Raw genomic sequence first — 16,486 nt, 5'->3', positions numbered from 1 at the left:
GGAGTGCTGTTTCAGGCCTAGGAGTCGGGAGATGTGAAGTGACACTGTTGCAGCGCATCAACTCACCTGCTGACCTGAAGCGACTTGACGTCGACCAACTTCCACAGCTTGCCCAAGAAGTTCGCGAGTTCCTGATCCAGAAGGTGTCCCGCACCGGTGGCCACTTGGGGCCGAACTTGGGAGTCGTGGAACTCACACTTGCGCTACATCGGGTGTTTGATTCCCCCAACGATCAGTTGATCTGGGATACCGGTCACCAAAGCTATGTGCACAAAATCATCACCGGTCGACGTGAACTCTTTGATTCCTTGCGGCAGCCCGGTGGACTATCCGGCTACCCTGCCCAATCGGAGAGCGAGCACGATTTCATAGAAAATTCCCACGCTTCGACAGCCCTGTCCTACGCTGACGGACTCGCCAAGGCGCACCAGCTAACTGGTGAGTCGGCTGATCGCAAAGTCGTGGCGATAGTTGGCGATGGGTCATTGACGGGTGGTATGGCCTGGGAAGCACTGAACAACATTGCTGCCGCTGATCGGCCGACGGTCATCGTGGTCAACGATAATGCGCGGTCGTACGCTCCAACTATTGGCGGGCTGGCCAACCATCTGGCGGCGTTACGCACCGCTGGCGGCTACGAAAGAATGTTGCGGTGGGGGAGAAGCGCACTAGGCCGGACTCCACTAGTCGGTAAACCTATGTTCGACACGTTGCACGGTGTGAAAAAAGGTGTCAAAGACATGCTCGCGCCGCAGGGAATGTTTGAGGATCTAGGCCTGAAATACATTGGCCCGATCGATGGTCACGATGTTGAGCAGCTGGAACGGAGTCTGCGGCAGGCCGCCGGATTCCCCGGTCCGGTGATTGTGCATTGCTTGACCGAGAAAGGACACGGGTACGCGCCGGCAGAGTCGGATGAACGAGACCGCTTCCATGGTGTTGGCGTGATTGATCCAACAACGGGAGAGCCAGCCCGACCGAGTGGTCCCAGTTGGACCGGGGTCTTTGCTGATGCACTGGTCGCGGAGGCGGCTAGCCGGCCAGAGGTGGTTGCGATCACTGCTGCCATGCCTGGACCGACCGGACTTTCGAATTTCGCCGCCGCTTACCCAGATCGTTTCTTCGACGTCGGAATCGCCGAGCAGCATGCGGTCACTAGTGCTGCTGGGCTGGCGATGGGAGGCTGTCATCCCGTCGTGGCGGTCTACGCCACTTTCCTCAATCGGGCCTATGACCAGGTGCTCCTCGACGTGGCGCTACACAAACTCCCGGTGACTTTTGTGCTTGATCGCGCCGGGATCACCGGCGAGGACGGTCCGAGTCACAACGGGATGTGGGATCTTTCTATGCTCGCTGGGGTGCCCGGAATGCAGGTGGCTGCTCCGCGTGATGCTGAGACTCTTGACGCGGCAGTCCGCGAGGCCTTGGCAGTAGCAGACGGCCCCACCGCGGTGCGCTTCCCCAAGGGAACGCTGCCCGAACCACTCCCAGCGCTGCGCCGAATGGGTAGCGTCGATGTGCTGGCGGATCACGGCGATGATGTCTTGCTGGTCGCAGTCGGTGCCATGGCCGCTGATGCAGTTGCGGCGGCTGCTTTGCTTGCGGATCAAGGGATCGGTGTGACGGTAGTTGATCCCCGCTGGGTGCTGCCCGTGCCAGAGGCGCTGCGAGACCTCGCAGCAGCCGCCCGCTTGGTCGTCACGGTGGAAGACAATCTCGTGCACGGCGGAGTCGGCGCTGCCGTTCGCGCAGCTATTCCCGCAGTGCCCATGGTGGTGCTGGGTATCCCTGCCGACTTTCCTGAGCAAGGCCGCCGTCCCGCGCTACTCGCCGATTTTGGTCTTGATGCTGGCGGAATAGCGGAATCAGTGGCTAAAGAGTGGTTTCGCGGGCAGTTTACGCGGACCTAGTCGATCGCTGCCGCTGGAGTAGCGGCCACTTTTCGAGTTAATATTTCCTCAAGTTGGTCGGATCTGTGCCGATATCTAGTCAGGAGAATGCTGCTGCGCTAGCGTCAACAACGTCGCTGACCTCCGATGCTAGGTCGGTGGCAATCAGTGGCGGTTCCCGTGTCCGCCAGGGTCATGTGAACGGGTGGTGAAAGGACGACATGCTCTCTTGTCGGGTGTGTAGCCGCCAGTCAGTTGCTTCCTCATCAGAGCGACCAACCGCCCCTGTCGAAACTGTGCGGCAGTTGGCTGATGGGCGAGTCATGATCCGGGGAAGGTCATGAGAGCGGACGGCGCTCGTCGACATGACGATCAGACGAGAATCCTGGCGGAGCAAACCCGGCTGCTGGCGGCGACGTTCGATGCGTCACCGCTGGCCACTCTCGTGGTAGCTGGTGACACCGGCGCAATCTTGTCAGCGAACACGGCTGCTGGACTCCTGGCGGGCTGCCAGACGGTTGCTCTCAGCGGTCAAGAGCTGATCTCCCTGTTTGATGATGCTGGCGCCACGGCGATGCAAGACCTCTTCGATCGAGCCCGTGATCAAGCCGCTGGCCTCTGGCACTTGCAGGTGGAACTGGTCGTACGCCAATCTTCCGGGGAAGAACGTACCGCTATCGCCACAGTGGCAATGCTGGTCGGAACTGAAGATGAGGGTGAAGAGCGATTCGTTGTGCACTTGGAAGATGTCACCGCTCGTCGCGCAGCTGAGCGTGAGGCGCAGCGGCATTCGGTGATTGACCCGACCACGGGTCTGTTCAATCGACGCGCCCTGGTGGACCAACTGGATGCCTGGTTACACCGGATGGCCGCGGCCAAACCTGGATCGCGTCATCACGACGGACTGACGTTGGTACTGGTGGATTTGGATGACTTTAAGGAGCTCAACGACTTCTATGGCTACCGTTTCGGCGACGAGATCTTGGTGGAGACCACTCAGCGAGTAAGGGAGCTGACTTCGGCAGAGGACGTGGTGGCACGCATCGGCCCAGACGAGTTTGCGATCGTGATTCCGGGCGCGAGCAGGAAATCGGCTGCAGTTCTCGTCGGTGCACTCCGCCAAGAGATTTCTCGCCCCATTATCGATTCGTTGGGCGAGGCCTCGATGCTGGCGTCGTTCGGAATTGCGGTGGTGGAAACCGACGAACTGACCAGTGACGAGACGCTGCGACGGGCTGAGTTGGCACTTTATCGAGCCAAGCGCCAAGGCCGCGGTCAGGTGGAGTTCTACGCCGAGGAAATGCGGGAGCAAGCCTTGGCAGCCATGAACGTCCGCGAAGAGTTGGCACATGCAATCGCGCATCGCACCGTCGCGGTGGCCTACCAGCCGATTGTCGATCTGGCGAATGGAACGATAGTTTCGTACGAGGCATTGGTCCGGCTTCTCACCCGAGACGGGCAGACGCTGAACCCGGCCGAATTCCTACCAGTCGCCAAATCAGCGGATCTGATCAGTGTGCTGGATCAAATGACCCTGGAGCGGGCGCTCGGCGATCTTGCCGCCGGGCGATTCCCCGAGCCCAATGTCGACATCAATATCAACTGCGAGCCGGAGGATTTACGGCAATCGGAGTATTCCCTCAACGTACTGGCTCACCTACATGCAGCGGGAATAGAGCCGCATCGGGTAACGCTGGAAGTCACCGAAGGTGCGTTGCTGCAGGTGAATGATGAAGTATCTGCGAATGTGGCCTCGCTACGGGAAGCCGGTCTTGGTATAGCCATTGATGATTTCGGCACCGGCTATTCCAGCCTGTCGCAACTGCGGGACGTGGATGCACGACTGGTGAAGATCGATCGCAGTTTCATTGCCCGCGTTACGGAGGATCGAGAGAGCCGCAATATCGTTGCCACGATCATTGAACTAGCCCACCAGCTTGGTAGAAAGGTCACCGCTGAGGGCATCGAAACCCGCCAGCAGGCGGAAGTGCTGCGACGGATGGGCTGCGAATACGGTCAGGGCTACCTATTTGGTCGCCCTATGCAACTGGCTGATATGCAGAAAGACCAGCATTCGCCGGCGGCGCAGAAGCAGCGGCGTCGCGCCTAGCTGACTGGGCCCCGGCAGGTTCCGGGGCCCTGATCAATCTCTAGCGAGGATCGGAAGCGATGCCGGGAGCCAAGAAACGCTTGCCGTTGGTCTTCTCGGCTACGCCGCTGCGATCGAGGTAGGGGGAGATGCCGCCTAGGTGGAAGCCCCAGCCAGCGCCTAGCAACATGCACATGTCAATGTCGCGGACATCGGCCACCACCCCTTCGTCCAGCATCAGCTGAACCTCTTCGGCAAGTGCAGTGAGTGCGCGATCGCGAACCTGCTCGCTGGTGAGCGGGCTATCGCCTTGCTGGAAGTTCTCCGCAACCTTGGGATCAACGCTACGGGTGCCGGCACTGTCAAAGGCCCAGATTCCGGTGATTCCAGCAGCAACACCGCGACGCAGGTTGTCTGAGACATAGAACCGATCAGGGTAGGCGTCTTTCATGGTCTCCGATACGTGGAACGCGACCGCCGGCCCGACCAACTGCAGCAAGATGAAGGGGGACATGGGTAGGCCAAGCGGGTCCAGCGCGCTGTCGGCAACCTCGAACGGCGTTCCCTCATCAACGCTCTTGGTCACTTCGCCGAGGAAGCGAGTCAGTAGCCGATTCACAACGAATGCGGGGGCGTCCTTGACCAACACACAGGACTTGCGCAGCTGCTTGCCAACTGCGAACGCGGTCGCGAGCGAGGCATCGTCGGTGCCCTCGGCACGAACGATCTCCAGCAGCGGCATCACAGCAACTGGGTTGAAGAAGTGGAAGCCCACAACCCGTTCCGGATGCTGCAAGTCCACCGCCATGTCGGTGACCGACAGGGAAGAAGTATTCGTGGCCAAGATGCAGGTCTCGGATACGACTGCCTCGACCTCTGCAAAGACCTGCTTCTTGATCTTCAGGTCCTCAAACACCGCCTCAATCACGAAGTCAGCGTCAGCGAAGCCGGCCTTGTCAGTGGTGCCGGTAACTAGCGCCTTGAACCGATTCGCCTTGTCGGAGTTAATTCGTCCCTTGGCCTGCAATTTGTCGATCTCACCGTGAACGTAAGCGACACCTTTGTCGACTCGCTCTTGGTCCAGGTCAGTCATCACAACGGGTACCTGTAGTCGCTGAACGAACAACATGCACAGCTGACTGGCCATGAGGCCAGCACCAACGACACCAACCTTGTTGACCGGCCGGGCCAGCGACTTGTCTGGTACTCCGACCGGACGCTTGGCTCGCTTCTGTACCAAGTCGAACGAGTAAAGACCAGCGCGCAGTTCGTCGCTCATGATCAGGTCCACCAACGCGGTGTCCTCTGCCGCGAATGCGGTATCTCGGTCAGCCGTGCGAGCCAGCTCGATCAGATCCAGCGCTCGCACCGGTGCCGGGGCAGCACCGTGCAGCCTTTCGTCCAAGGCGGCACGAGCGCCGGCAACAGCGTTTTCCCAGCCGTCGCCGCGGTCGACCTCAGGACGACTCACAGTTACATCACCGGACAGTACGTCAGCGACCCAGCCCAGAGACCGTTCGATGAAGTCAGCCGGCTCGAACATCACGTCGGCGATGCCCAGGTCCATCACCTGCTTCGGCTTCAACATTCGGTTTTGCGCCAGTGGGTTGTTGATGATGACGTCGATGGCCTTATCCGCACCGATCAGGTTCGGCAGCAGGTAGGTGCCACCCCAGCCAGGCACGAGGCCCAGGAAGCACTCGGGTAGTGCGATAGCCGCGGCACCGGAGGACAGGGTGCGATAGTTGCACTGCAGAGCGGTTTCCAAGCCGCCGCCCATGGCTGCGCCGTTGACTAGGGCGAACGTGGGAACCTTGAACGTACCCAGCCGACCCAAGACGCGATGGCCCATGCGGGCGATCGCCTCAGCTTGCGCTGGATCAGTGATTTTCGGAACTCCGGAAAGATCTGCTCCAACAGCGAAAATGAACGGTTTGCCGGTGATGGCCAGCGCCACGATGTCCTCAGCCTCAGCGGCATCAAGGGCGTTGTTGAGGCTGATCAGCCCTAGCGGTCCAAAAGTATTGGGCTTGGTGTGATCAAAACCGTTGTCCAACGTGATGAGTGCGGCACGGCCCGCATCGCCGGGCAGATCCAGGAACTGCAGTTTGGCGTGGGTCACTACTTCGTCGCCCAACAGCGACTCGTCAATGGCGAGGTCCGCGAACGTCTGCGGAATTTCGTGCGAGATGGTCTGTTCGGTCTCAGTCATCGTCAGTTGTCCTTCTTGCCGTCGTAGTTTGGGTTCTCCCAGATCACGGTGCCGCCCATACCCAGGCCAATGCACATGGTGGTCAAGCCGTAGCGGACCTCCGGGTGCTCTTCGAACTGGTTGGCCAGGTACGTCATCAGCCGGATGCCACTAGAGGCCAGCGGGTGGCCTACGGCGATCGCACCACCGTAGGGATTGACGCGAGCGTCGTCGTCGGCAATGCCGAAGTGGTCGAGGAAGGCGAGCACCTGAATGGCGAACGCTTCGTTGACCTCAAACAGGCCGATGTCCGCAATGCTTAAGCCGGCCTTGGCCAACGCTTTTTCGGTCGAGGGAACCGGACCGATGCCCATAACTTCCGGCTCCACACCAGCGAAAGCGAACGACACCAACCGCATCCGCTTGTTCAAGCCCAGTTCGTCAGCGACCTCTTCGGCGGCCAGGATGGCTCCGGTTGCGCCATCATTCAGCCCGGCGGCGTTACCGGCGGTGACGCGGCCATGTGGACGGAAGGGGGTCTTGAGCGCGGCCAGGCTTTCCATCGAGGTGCCGGGACGAGGTGGTTCGTCGGTGGTGGCGAGACTGAACCCATTTTCGGCGGACCGAGTGGCCACCGGCACCAGCATCGGCTGGATTGTGCCATTCGCATATGCCTTCGCGGTCTTTTCCTGCGATGCCACTGCGTAGGCGTCGGCGCGTTGCTTGGTCAGGTGCGGGAACCGATCGTGCAGGTTTTCCGCCGTCTTACCCATCATTAGGGCTTCCGGATCCACCAACTTCTCGGCGAGGAAGCGAGGATTCGGATCGACTCCTTCACCCATAGGGTGGCGGCCCATGTGCTCAACGCCACCGGCGAGTGCCACATCGTAGAGGCCCGCCATGATTGGGGCCGACAGCGAGGTGACCGCGGTCATGGCGCCGGCGCACATGCGATCGACACTGTAGCCCGGCACGGAGCGAGGCAGACCCGCGAGTAGTGCAGCGGAGCGACCGATGGTCAGTCCCTGGTCACCAGTCTGGGTAGTGGCGGCAACTGCCACTTCGTCGAACCGCTCGGCGGGCAGGTCGCTATTGCGACGCAACAACTCTCGGAAGACATTAACGACAAGATCATCGGCGCGGGTCTCAGCAAAGATTCCTTTTTTGCCGGCCTTGCCGAACGGGGTACGTGCCCCATCTACGAAAACAACTGATCGAACATTTCGGGTCACAATGACTCCCATTCCCCGGGGGCGCACCGCGGCGCCCAGCGGATATCCGCCTATATTACTCGCAAGTAACCTGGCGCCCAAACCCCCCTCGGCAGTCGCTACTCAGGTGACTGCCAGGCCTGCACAATGAGCGGCAGCACATGCTCGATCTGCCAGTCGCGGACCTGCTGTTCGGCCAGCTGTTCGGCGAACGCGACTTCGTCGGCGGGCTGACCGACTCGCTCCCAGACCAAAGTGCGCACCGCCTCCGGACTTACCAATACCTCGTGGGTGATCCCTAACTCTTGGGCATGGTCGGCGATGGCCTGTCGGACAGGTGCCAGCAACTGGGCCGCCGCCGGGTTGCGTTGACCCCAGTTTCGGTGGTGGGGGATACCGCCTTCGATTTTACGCAGCGGCAGTTCCGCCTCGGGGAGGGTGCGGCCTCGCTCAATCGCACGCCACCAATTGTTCATTGACCGCCGCTGGTTGCGAAACTCCGGCAACTCTTTCAACTGTGCGGTTGAGGTAGGTGCAGCTTTGACGGCGGCAATGATGGCCGCATTGGGCAGGATGCGTCCGGGAGGTTGATCCGCTCGCTGGGCGATGGTGTCGCGGGTTTGCCACAATTCCTTGGCGATAGCGAGATCTCGGCGGTCATTGAGTCGGCTCACGCCGCTTACTCGGCGCCAAGGATCTGGGCGCTCCTGCGGCTGCCAGGTCAACAAATAGGTGAACTCCTGCTGGGCCCAGTCCCAGCGATTGGCCTGCTGCAACATGTCGATCAGTACCGCCCGTAACTCCACGAGCAGTTCGACATCTAGCGCAGCGTAGGCCAACCAGTCAGCCGGAAGCGGTCGCCGAGACCAGTCGGCGGCGCTGTGCTGTTTGGCAAGCCCCATGCCCAATAGGTCTTCAGTCATCCCAGCGAGGCCGACCCGGGGGAGGCCAAGCAGTCGACCCGCCAACTCGGTATCGAACAGGGCAGGCGGCTGCAGTCCCAGTTCGCGCAGGCACGGCAGATCCTGGGTCGCCGCGTGCAGGATCCACTCCGCTTCACGCAAGGCGTTGGCCAGAATGGTGGTGTCACCTAACGGGATCGGATCGACGAGGTGAGTGCCGGAGCCTTCACGACGAAGTTGAACTAGGTAGGCGCGCTGATCGTAGCGATGGCCGGAGGCTCGTTCCGCGTCAACAGCGATCGGGCCGCTACCCGCTTGCAGAGCGGCTGCGGTGTTCCGCAGGGCGGCGGGTGAGGCCACAATCTCCGGGATGCCCTCTGCTGGTCGACGCAGCGGCGCGACGGCATGGTCGGCAGAATCAACCGTGGCCGGATCAGGGGAATCGCTCATGTGGGTTGGGTTAGGAAACAATTCCGGCGCGGAAACAAATCGCCACCATTTGCGCGCGATCCCCGGTCCCCAGTTTGCGCCCTACCCGGGATAAGTGACTTTTCACAGTCAGGGCGGACAGACTCAACTTTTCGCCTATCTCCCGGTTGGTGTGGCCGTTCGCTACGTGTTGTACCACTTCGATTTCCCGGTTAGACAACTCTGGAACTCGCGACGAAACTTCTGGTTGCAGCGGTTCGGGTGGGCGAGGCCGACTGCTGGGTTGCACCACAAAACTGCGAACCTTTGCGGCCATCGCTAGCCGGACGGTGCTTTCGTCATTACGGGAACTCACCAGCACCAGGCGCAGCCAGCCTTGCCGACGCAGTTCCCGAATCGCTTGCAGGGTTGAGCCTTCCTGCGGTAACGCTTCCACAATGCAGACACCGTGCCCAGTAGCGGAGCGACCTCGCTGGACCGCATCGTTGGCTCCGATGGCCTCCAGTACGTGCCCGATCCCCACCTTGCGGAGGCTGCCGATCCAGGCCTGTCGATGTTCGGTTTCCGGAGAGACGACGAGGGCGGCAAGACGGGGTGCGGGCCGTTGTGGACTCTGTCCGATAGCGGCGCTCATGGCATCTCCGTTCACCCGACTTGACGTTATCAGCGAGGGAGCCACGACGTCCGTCGTTGCCGGATTCGCGTAGGTATCAGACCGTTTACCGGGATTGTCCGATAGTTCAAGTATCGGACGCGGATGAACCCGAAATGAGGCCAATCGCAATTATCGGCGAAGCGACGTCACACCTTCGAGTTCCGGTTCCAGACCGGCCATGGTCTCAAGGAGTTGCAGCCACACCGCAACATGATGGCCGATCCGGCCATCGGTGGGGGTCCAGGATGCGCGAATCTCCAGTTCGCCGCTCTCGGATCGGCCTGCCATGGCGCCATATGGTTGGGACTGAGTTCGCGTCACCGTGCCGCCGTAGGCGGTCAGTGACACCCCCAAAGCTTGAATCGCCTCACCGAGCCAAGACCAGCCCACGTCACACAAGACCGGGTCGCTGGCCATTTCTGGGTCGAGTTGAGCGCGAGCAAAGATCACTACCCGCCAGTCACCTTCCCAAGCATCCTGGCCTTCCGGGTCAAACAGCACGACGAGTCGCCCACTGGCGATTTCTTCCTCGTCGGAGATCACCTCGGCGGTCAATGCCGCCGCGTGGGGAGCCAGCCGCTGCGGCGCTGGTGCTTGGACAACCTCAATCTCCGGGCGTACTCGGGTCTCCCGCAGTTGGTTCATGGCCTCCTCGAACGCAGTTGCGGCAGGGCTGGGTGATCGGGACACTCCGCCAGGCTAGTCCCGGAACGCTGCAGATCCTTGGCAGCGTGGCACCATTGTTTTTCGTGTCCTCCGCCGATGTAGTTACCGAACTACCTGCCGATCACCCGCTGTACGGTGCCACCGCAGGTTCGCCCATCATTGCCGCTGCCCGTGGTCTGACACCTGAACGGGTGCCGGTGTGGTTCATGCGCCAAGCTGGCCGTTCTCTTCCGGAATATCGCCAGACTCGCGGTGACGGTGACATGCTGGCGGCGTGCTTCAGCACGGAGATGGTCACTGAGATTACGTTGCAGCCGATCCGCCGCCACGGGGTTGACGCGGCGGTGCTGTTCAGCGACATTGTGGTCCCATTGCGCGCGGCAGGCGTGGACGTCACCATTAAGAAGGGCGTCGGTCCCGTGATGGCCAGTCCGGTGCGCGACGCCGCAGGGGTTGCGGCGATTGGTGAACTCGGTGATGTCAGCAGCATCACTGCGGCAGTGAAGCAGTTGACGGCGGAACTGGGCGAAATCCCGGTGATCGGATTCTGCGGTGCTCCATTCACGCTGGCCTCGTACCTGATCGAAGGTGGGCCGAGCCGCGAGTTCGCCCATACCAAGGCCATCATGTGGTCTGAGCCGGAGTTATGGCAGGAATTGCTGTCTCGGCTGTCGGTGCTGTGCGGGCAGTTCCTGCGAGCGCAGGTGCTGGCCGGGGCCAGCATCGTGCAAATCTTTGACTCCTGGGCGGGCGCGCTGTCCCGCGCTGACTACGTCGCGCAGGTTCTGCCTTACAGCAAACAGGTCTTGGCCTCAGTCGCAGATTTGCAGGTGCCTCGGATTCACTTTGGCGTGGGGACCGGTGAGTTACTGGCCGATATGGCGGTGCCGGAGTGCGAGGTTGTCGGTGTCGACCAGCGGGTGGCGTTGGCTGACGGAATCGAACGGATCGGGCCACGACACAGCGTGCAGGGGAACCTAGACCCCACTGCTTTCTTCGCGGGGGCCGACGAGGTGCGACGGCAGGCTGCCCGGGTATTGCGGGAGGGCGCGATGGCCCGCGGCCACATCTTCAACCTCGGCCACGGGGTGCTGCCTGCCACCGATCCGGACCAAATCACTCGGCTGGTGGACTGGCTGCACGAGCAGCCAGTGCCCGCTGCGCAGGAGTAGTTCTCAGTCTTCGGGATAACGGACACGAAATTTATCTGGCCGTAACCTCTTGCACACCACCTGTGCACCTGTGCAAAGGTGGGGCATGACTGTTTCCCCCGCGGGGGTGCCCCGCGAGTCGTCCCGACCCAATCTGCGGTTGGTGCCGCACCCTGCGGAGCCACGGCGGCGAGTCGTCATTATTGGTGGCGGTATTGCTGGCTTGGCGGCAGCGCATACGTTGGTGTCCGAATCCGATGAAGCATTAGATATCACTGTGCTGGAGGCCGGAGACGAAGTCGGCGGAAAGCTCAGCGTCAGCGAAGTAGCTGGCGTCCCCGTCGACGAAGGCGCTGAGGCGCTGTTGGCCGCGCGCCCCGAGGCGGTCAGCTTGGCCCGCGAGGTCGGCTTGGATCGCGATCTGGTGGACCCACTCACTACCAAGGCCTCGCTGTGGGTGCGGGACGAGTTGCGCCCGATGTCCCCGGGAGTCATGGGTGTTCCCACCGATTTGGCCGCACTGGCTGCTAGTCAGGTGCTGCCTTATCGCTCGCTACTGAAGTTGCCGCTGGAATACCGCAAGGCAGCGACTCGGTTCGAAAACGACGTGTCCGTCGGTGCCTTTGTTGAGTCGCGATTGGGTCGAGACGTTGTCGACAATCTGGTGGAGCCGCTGCTCGGTGGCGTTTATGCGGGTCGCGCGGACGCGTTGTCGTTGGCCGCGACGGTCCCGGCGCTGTTCCGGGAACTGCGCAACGAGAACTCGCTGCTGCGTGCCGCCCAACGCACTGCCCGAGGGGGCGGTCGGCGCGCTGGGGCCCGTCGGGGACCGGTTTTTGCTGGGATCCGTGGTGGTGTCGGTCGGTTGCCGTTGGCGATTGCTGCTGACCTCGATCGCAAGGGAGTTTCACTGCGAACCCAGTCCGCAGTGCGTTCGCTGCATCGGGTTGATGATGTCTGGCGGATCATCGTCAATCCACCTCACGACCAAGAAGTTTTGACGGCTGAAGAGGTCATCCTGGCAGTGCCGCCGCCGGTGGCCTCGGAGTTGTTGTCCCACATTTGTCCACCCGCAGCCAACGACTTGGGCTTGATCGACATGTCCAGTGTGGCCGTAGTGACGTGCGCCTATCGGGCTCGCGACGTCGCACCCATGCGTGGTTCGGGATTCTTGGTACCGCAGGTTGCAGGGCGGACCATCAAGGCCGCAAACTACGCCAGCAACAAGTGGAACTGGGTCGCCCGTGCTGCAGGCACCCGGCAGCAGCGCAGCGACGCACTCGTGATGATCCGGGCTTCCGTTGGCCGCATCGGCGAGGAAGAAGTACTTGAGCGGCCAGACAAGGATCTGGTCGGTGACGTGCATACCGATCTGGCTGAAGCCGTCGGGATTTCCTCACCGCCGGTGGCGGGCCGAGTGACTCGTTGGCCGGATGCGCTGCCACAGTACGCCACGGGACATGTACGTCGAGTGGAACGGATCCGGAACTCGATCGCTGGTATTGAGGGTCTTGAGGTGTGCGGTGCGGCATTTGATGGCGTCGGTATCGCCGCAGTTATTGGTTCCTCTCGAACTGCGGCGCGACGGATGATCGCCCGCGGCAGGGCGGCAACTGCATCTGCGGGATAAACTCATAGCCATGGGACACCACGGCAACAACCCTTCGGCCCAGCGAACTCGGGAAATCAACGACTCGATCGCTTACATGATGATCAGCGTCTTCCGGGCGGCTGGCCCGCTACCAGCTACGCCAATTGCGGTGAAGGAAGCAGTGACCTCGCTGGACGACGTTGCGGTACGGGGTTGGTATGACGTTTCGGGGCTGCGGGCGGACGCGGACGTCATGCTGTGGACTCATGCACCTGACAGTGATGCGCTGCAGTCCGCCTACCATGCGCTGCGACGTACCGAAGTGGGTCGGCAACTAGAGCCAGTCTGGTCCCAGATGGCGCTGCATCGGCCGGCCGAATTCAACAAGTCTCACGTTCCGGCATTCCTATCTGGTGAGGACCCGAAAAACTACCTGTGCGTCTACCCGTTTGTTCGCTCCTTCGACTGGTACCTGCTGCCAGATGAAGAACGTCGAGCCATGCTCGTGGAGCACGGACAGATGGCCCGTGACTATCCGGATGTACGCGCCAATACCGTGGCTTCTTTTGCGCTTGGTGACTACGAGTGGATTTTGGCGTTTGAGGCCGATGAGTTATACCGCATTGTGGATCTGATGCGTCATCTTCGGGCTTCCCAAGCACGGATGCATGTGCGAGAAGAGATTCCGTTTTACACCGGACGCCGGCACGAGCCGCAGGATCTCATCGCGGCGTTGGCCTAGATGCCGGCAGCCGTACTGGCGCTACTCAGCAGCCTGCTGTGGGGGACTGGCGACTTCATCGCCGGCCTACTGTCTCGGAAGCGCTCCGCCTATGCCGTAGCAGGTGCTTCGCAACTCGTTGGCCTAGTACTGATGACTGTCATCGTGCTGGTCACGGGCGAGTGGCGGATCGGTTGGGGCAGTTACGTTTGGTGGGCGGCACTGGCCAGTGTGGCCGGACTGGGGGGGCTGGTGATGTTCTACCTAGCGCTGGCCAGCGGCCGGATGGGAGTAGTCTCACCCATCGCGGCGTTAGGTGTCTTGGTCCCGTTGGCGGTCGGGCTGGTGGGTGGCGAATCACCCAGCGGAGTGCAACTGCTGGGAATTCTGATTGCTGTGGTGGGCGTGGTGCTGGCAAGCGGGCCAGAAGTCAGCGGGGCGGCTGGCCTGCGACCAGTGTTGCTAGCCCTTGGCGCTGCAATTGGTTTCGGACTGTTCTACGTCTTTATTGCCGCTGGCTCGCAAGAGAGTCCAACCATGGTGATGTTTGCCGAGCGGATCTGGGCCTCGCTACTGGTGCTGGGGGCTATCCTGCTGACTCGCAGCACCGGAGACCTGCAGCGCGGGGACGCTGGTGCGGTATTAGCGATCGGCACCTTAGATATCGGTGCCAATCTGGCCTACGCGCTGGCCGCCGAAACTGGGCTGCTCTCGGTGGTGTCGGTCCTCGGTTCGCTGTACCCCGTAGTCACAGTGCTGTTGGCCTGGTTGATTTTGCGAGAACGACTGGCACCGGTGCAATACATCGGGGTCACGGTAGCGATGGTTGGGGTGGTGGCCATCAACGCTGGTTAGGGTGTGATCAGATCATCCATCAGCAGCGCAGCGTCAGCCGGGCCGGTTAGCCACTGTCGCGGCTAGCTGTCGGTGCTGTCGTCCCCATCGTTCTCATCGTCCTCATCGGCGGGAACATGCCGCAACGAGATGGAGTTGATGCAGTACCGCAGATCAGTGGGAGTGCCGTAGCCCTCGCCCTCGAACACATGGCCGAGGTGGGAATCACAAGACGCGCAACGAACCTCAACCCGAACCATTCCCAGTGAGCGATCTTCGATCTCCACGACTGCCTCGCCCGCCAACGGGGTGAAGAATGACGGCCAACCGCAGTGACTGTCGAACTTGTGTTCTGAGCGAAACAGTTCCGCATCGCAGGCCCGACAGGTGTAGACGCCGACCTCTTTGTGGTCGGTGTATTCACCGGTGAAGGGTCGCTCGGTGCCGGCCTGTCGCAGGACCTGATATTCCTCGGGGGAAAGTTGGGTTCGCCATTCTTCGTCGGTCTTGTCAACCTTCGTTATCTCAGCCATAGTGCCGCCTTCACTCACGTGCCCTGCAACTAGTGTGCGGGGGGTCAGCGTGAGATGCACGGTGACGATCCGAGCGGTTTTGTGTTGTCGCTCCTCCGCAAAGCGCTGCAATGCGCTGTGGCCCGCGTCTAGGGTGGAGGTAACCCGACATGATTTCCGAGAGGCTCCGCGAACATGGCTGATCTGCAGCAGTACCAGTGGGTGTCAGACGTCGTGCTGCCGATCACAGCAGTTGGCGTCATGCTCGGTTTGTGGCTGAGTCGTCGTTGCGATCTCGCGATTTTCTTGGCCTTTTGGGTCGGCTGCTTGATCGGAGCGGTCTGGGAGTTCACCTTCGATCTGCTGGGTGAGTCCTTCACGGTTCACGACGGGTGTCACTTTGTCGCCGACAATGAGATCTGTCTACCCGGTAGCCCGCTGCCACGGTGGTACATCAGTTTGGCGCACACCATCGAGGACGGCGCTATCTTCATGATTGGCGTTGCATTGGCGTGGCTGTTTTTGGGCCGGAACCGACGCGGTGCGTTCACGCGTTGGCATTGGGGCGAGTTCGGGATCATCTGGGCGTGGGGCGTGATCTCCAACTACCTAGTTGACTGGACCAGCGTGGGAAGTACCTTCCTGTTCATCCCCAACGAGTACAACCCGGCCTACTACACCACGTCATTATTCTCGCGGAATGGCGAGATGATCCCTTACACCGTCGTTCCGGACGCGATTTGGTACATCGCGACGATCCCGTTCTATTTCGCATTGATCGGGCTCAAGCGCCGCTACGGCGGACGCTACTTCCGCGCCACCAGCCACACAGGTGACGCCGCTGCCGCTAACCAGCCGGGGTGAGTTCTGAGGTGCAGTAGGGGCACCGCTTGGCATCAATGGAAACCGCCTTGGTGCACTCCGGGCAGTCTCGCTCGGTGCTTTCCTCTTCCTTTTTGAGGCGATCAGTGAGGCTCGTAACGGGCTTCACGATGAAGAAGAAGACTGCCAGTGCGATCAACAGGAAGTTGACGACCTCGGTCAATACCAAGCCGTAGGAGAACGTAGTGTCACCGATGGAAAATGCCAGTTTGCTGAAATCGGGTTCACCAACCAGTGCCGCAATGAGGGGCATCAGTAGGTTCTCGACAACCGATGTGACGACTGCTCCGAAAGCCGCACCCAGAACGACCGCGACTGCCAGGTCAAGAACATTGCCTCGCGTGACAAACTCTCTAAATTCCTTGATCATGTTGCCTCCCACTTCATCAACAACCGTGTCATTGCAACATGTGCACGCCCAATGGGATACCGGGGGCCGTGTCCGTTTCGGTCAGGAAGTTCTCATGTAGGAAAGTCAACGGCTAGCGTCAGGGGTGTGGCAGGGAAGTTCGGTGAACCACTCACGATTACGGTTGGGGAGCGAGAAGTTCGCTGCAGCAACCCGCAGCGCCCCTACTTTGCTGAAGTTGGACTGACCAAACTTGATGTCGTCAACTACTATGTTGCGGTTGCGGATGTGCTGCTCCCGCAGCTGCATAGCCGACCAACCACGCTAGAGCGGTGGCCCGGTGGGGTAGTGGCCGGTACCGAGCCAGGCAGCGGGGTCAAGGGGGCCGCCTTCTACCAGAAACGGGTGCCACGC

At 61.1% G+C, this 16,486-nt stretch carries 15 protein-coding genes; 8 read left to right on the top strand and 7 right to left on the bottom strand.

Features of this window, described 5'->3' with window-relative positions:
- The first annotated feature begins 44 nt into the window (after positions 1-44).
- Together dxs and K0U62_01565 are read left to right on the top strand one after the other, a co-directional pair.
- Positions 45-1,910 (top strand): 1-deoxy-D-xylulose-5-phosphate synthase, encoded by a 1,866-nt coding sequence (gene dxs / locus K0U62_01570; protein ID MCH9800204.1) that lies wholly within the window; start codon positions 45-47, stop codon positions 1,908-1,910.
- Positions 1,911-2,229: 319 nt separating this feature from the next.
- The gene (locus K0U62_01565) at positions 2,230-3,999 is read left to right on the top strand and encodes a bifunctional diguanylate cyclase/phosphodiesterase (GenBank protein MCH9800203.1); all 1,770 of its coding nucleotides are present in this window, start codon (positions 2,230-2,232) and stop codon (positions 3,997-3,999) included.
- Between the two features lie 40 nt (positions 4,000-4,039).
- Here K0U62_01565 and K0U62_01560 read toward each other — a convergent pair whose 3' ends face one another.
- From K0U62_01560 to K0U62_01540, 5 genes are all read right to left on the bottom strand, one after another.
- On the bottom strand, positions 4,040-6,190 hold the full coding sequence (locus K0U62_01560) for an enoyl-CoA hydratase/isomerase family protein (GenBank protein MCH9800202.1): 2,151 nt from the start codon (positions 6,188-6,190) through the stop codon (positions 4,040-4,042).
- A 2-nt stretch (positions 6,191-6,192) separates the two neighbouring features.
- Positions 6,193-7,401 carry an acetyl-CoA C-acyltransferase gene (locus K0U62_01555; protein ID MCH9800201.1) on the bottom strand — a complete coding sequence of 403 codons (1,209 nt, stop codon included), beginning with the start codon at positions 7,399-7,401 and terminating at the stop codon, positions 6,193-6,195.
- Between the two features lie 98 nt (positions 7,402-7,499).
- Positions 7,500-8,732, bottom strand: coding sequence for an HRDC domain-containing protein (locus K0U62_01550; protein MCH9800200.1), 1,233 nt, complete (start codon positions 8,730-8,732; stop codon positions 7,500-7,502).
- 10 nt (positions 8,733-8,742) lie between these two features.
- Positions 8,743-9,345, bottom strand: a complete 603-nt coding sequence (locus tag K0U62_01545) for a LuxR C-terminal-related transcriptional regulator (protein ID MCH9800199.1) — start codon at positions 9,343-9,345, stop codon at positions 8,743-8,745.
- A 150-nt stretch (positions 9,346-9,495) separates the two neighbouring features.
- Entirely contained in the window at positions 9,496-10,011 is a 516-nt protein-coding gene (locus K0U62_01540; protein MCH9800198.1) for a DUF3000 domain-containing protein, read from the bottom strand.
- Positions 10,012-10,106: 95 nt separating this feature from the next.
- Here K0U62_01540 and hemE point away from each other — a divergent pair, with 95 nt between their 5' ends.
- The 4 genes from hemE to K0U62_01520 all read left to right on the top strand — a co-directional run bounded on the left by hemE (position 10,107) and on the right by K0U62_01520 (position 14,350).
- The gene (gene hemE / locus K0U62_01535; protein ID MCH9800197.1) at positions 10,107-11,204 is read left to right on the top strand and encodes a uroporphyrinogen decarboxylase; all 1,098 of its coding nucleotides are present in this window, start codon (positions 10,107-10,109) and stop codon (positions 11,202-11,204) included.
- A gap of 85 nt (positions 11,205-11,289) precedes the next feature.
- A complete protein-coding gene (gene hemG, locus K0U62_01530; GenBank protein ID MCH9800196.1) occupies positions 11,290-12,813 on the top strand; it encodes a protoporphyrinogen oxidase in 1,524 nt (507 codons plus the stop codon).
- Between the two features lie 10 nt (positions 12,814-12,823).
- Positions 12,824-13,516, top strand: coding sequence for a chlorite dismutase family protein (locus K0U62_01525; protein ID MCH9800195.1), 693 nt, complete (start codon positions 12,824-12,826; stop codon positions 13,514-13,516).
- Positions 13,517-14,350 (top strand): DMT family transporter, encoded by an 834-nt coding sequence (locus tag K0U62_01520; protein ID MCH9800194.1) that lies wholly within the window; start codon positions 13,517-13,519, stop codon positions 14,348-14,350. It abuts the gene before it with no gap.
- Positions 14,351-14,412: 62 nt separating this feature from the next.
- On the opposite strand, the gene msrB is transcribed toward K0U62_01520, so the two are convergent.
- A complete protein-coding gene (gene msrB / locus K0U62_01515) occupies positions 14,413-14,862 on the bottom strand; it encodes a peptide-methionine (R)-S-oxide reductase MsrB (GenBank protein MCH9800193.1) in 450 nt (149 codons plus the stop codon).
- 174 nt (positions 14,863-15,036) lie between these two features.
- Between msrB and K0U62_01510 the strand changes: the two genes are divergently transcribed.
- Entirely contained in the window at positions 15,037-15,705 is a 669-nt protein-coding gene (locus tag K0U62_01510; GenBank protein ID MCH9800192.1) for a hypothetical protein, read from the top strand.
- Here K0U62_01510 and mscL read toward each other — a convergent pair.
- Entirely contained in the window at positions 15,689-16,093 is a 405-nt protein-coding gene (gene mscL / locus K0U62_01505; protein MCH9800191.1) for a large conductance mechanosensitive channel protein MscL, read from the bottom strand. The two genes, K0U62_01510 and mscL, sit on opposite strands and share 17 nt — an antisense overlap.
- 126 nt (positions 16,094-16,219) lie before the next feature.
- Here mscL and K0U62_01500 point away from each other — a divergent pair.
- Positions 16,220-16,486, top strand: a 267-nt coding sequence (locus K0U62_01500) for an ATP-dependent DNA ligase (GenBank protein ID MCH9800190.1), incomplete at its 3' end; no start/stop codon positions are given.

This window comes from Actinomycetes bacterium (assembly GCA_022599915.1).
GTDB lineage: Bacteria > Actinomycetota > Actinomycetes > S36-B12.
Note: the sequence above shows the minus strand (reverse complement) of the source record. Positions and strands in the feature narration are given on the sequence as shown.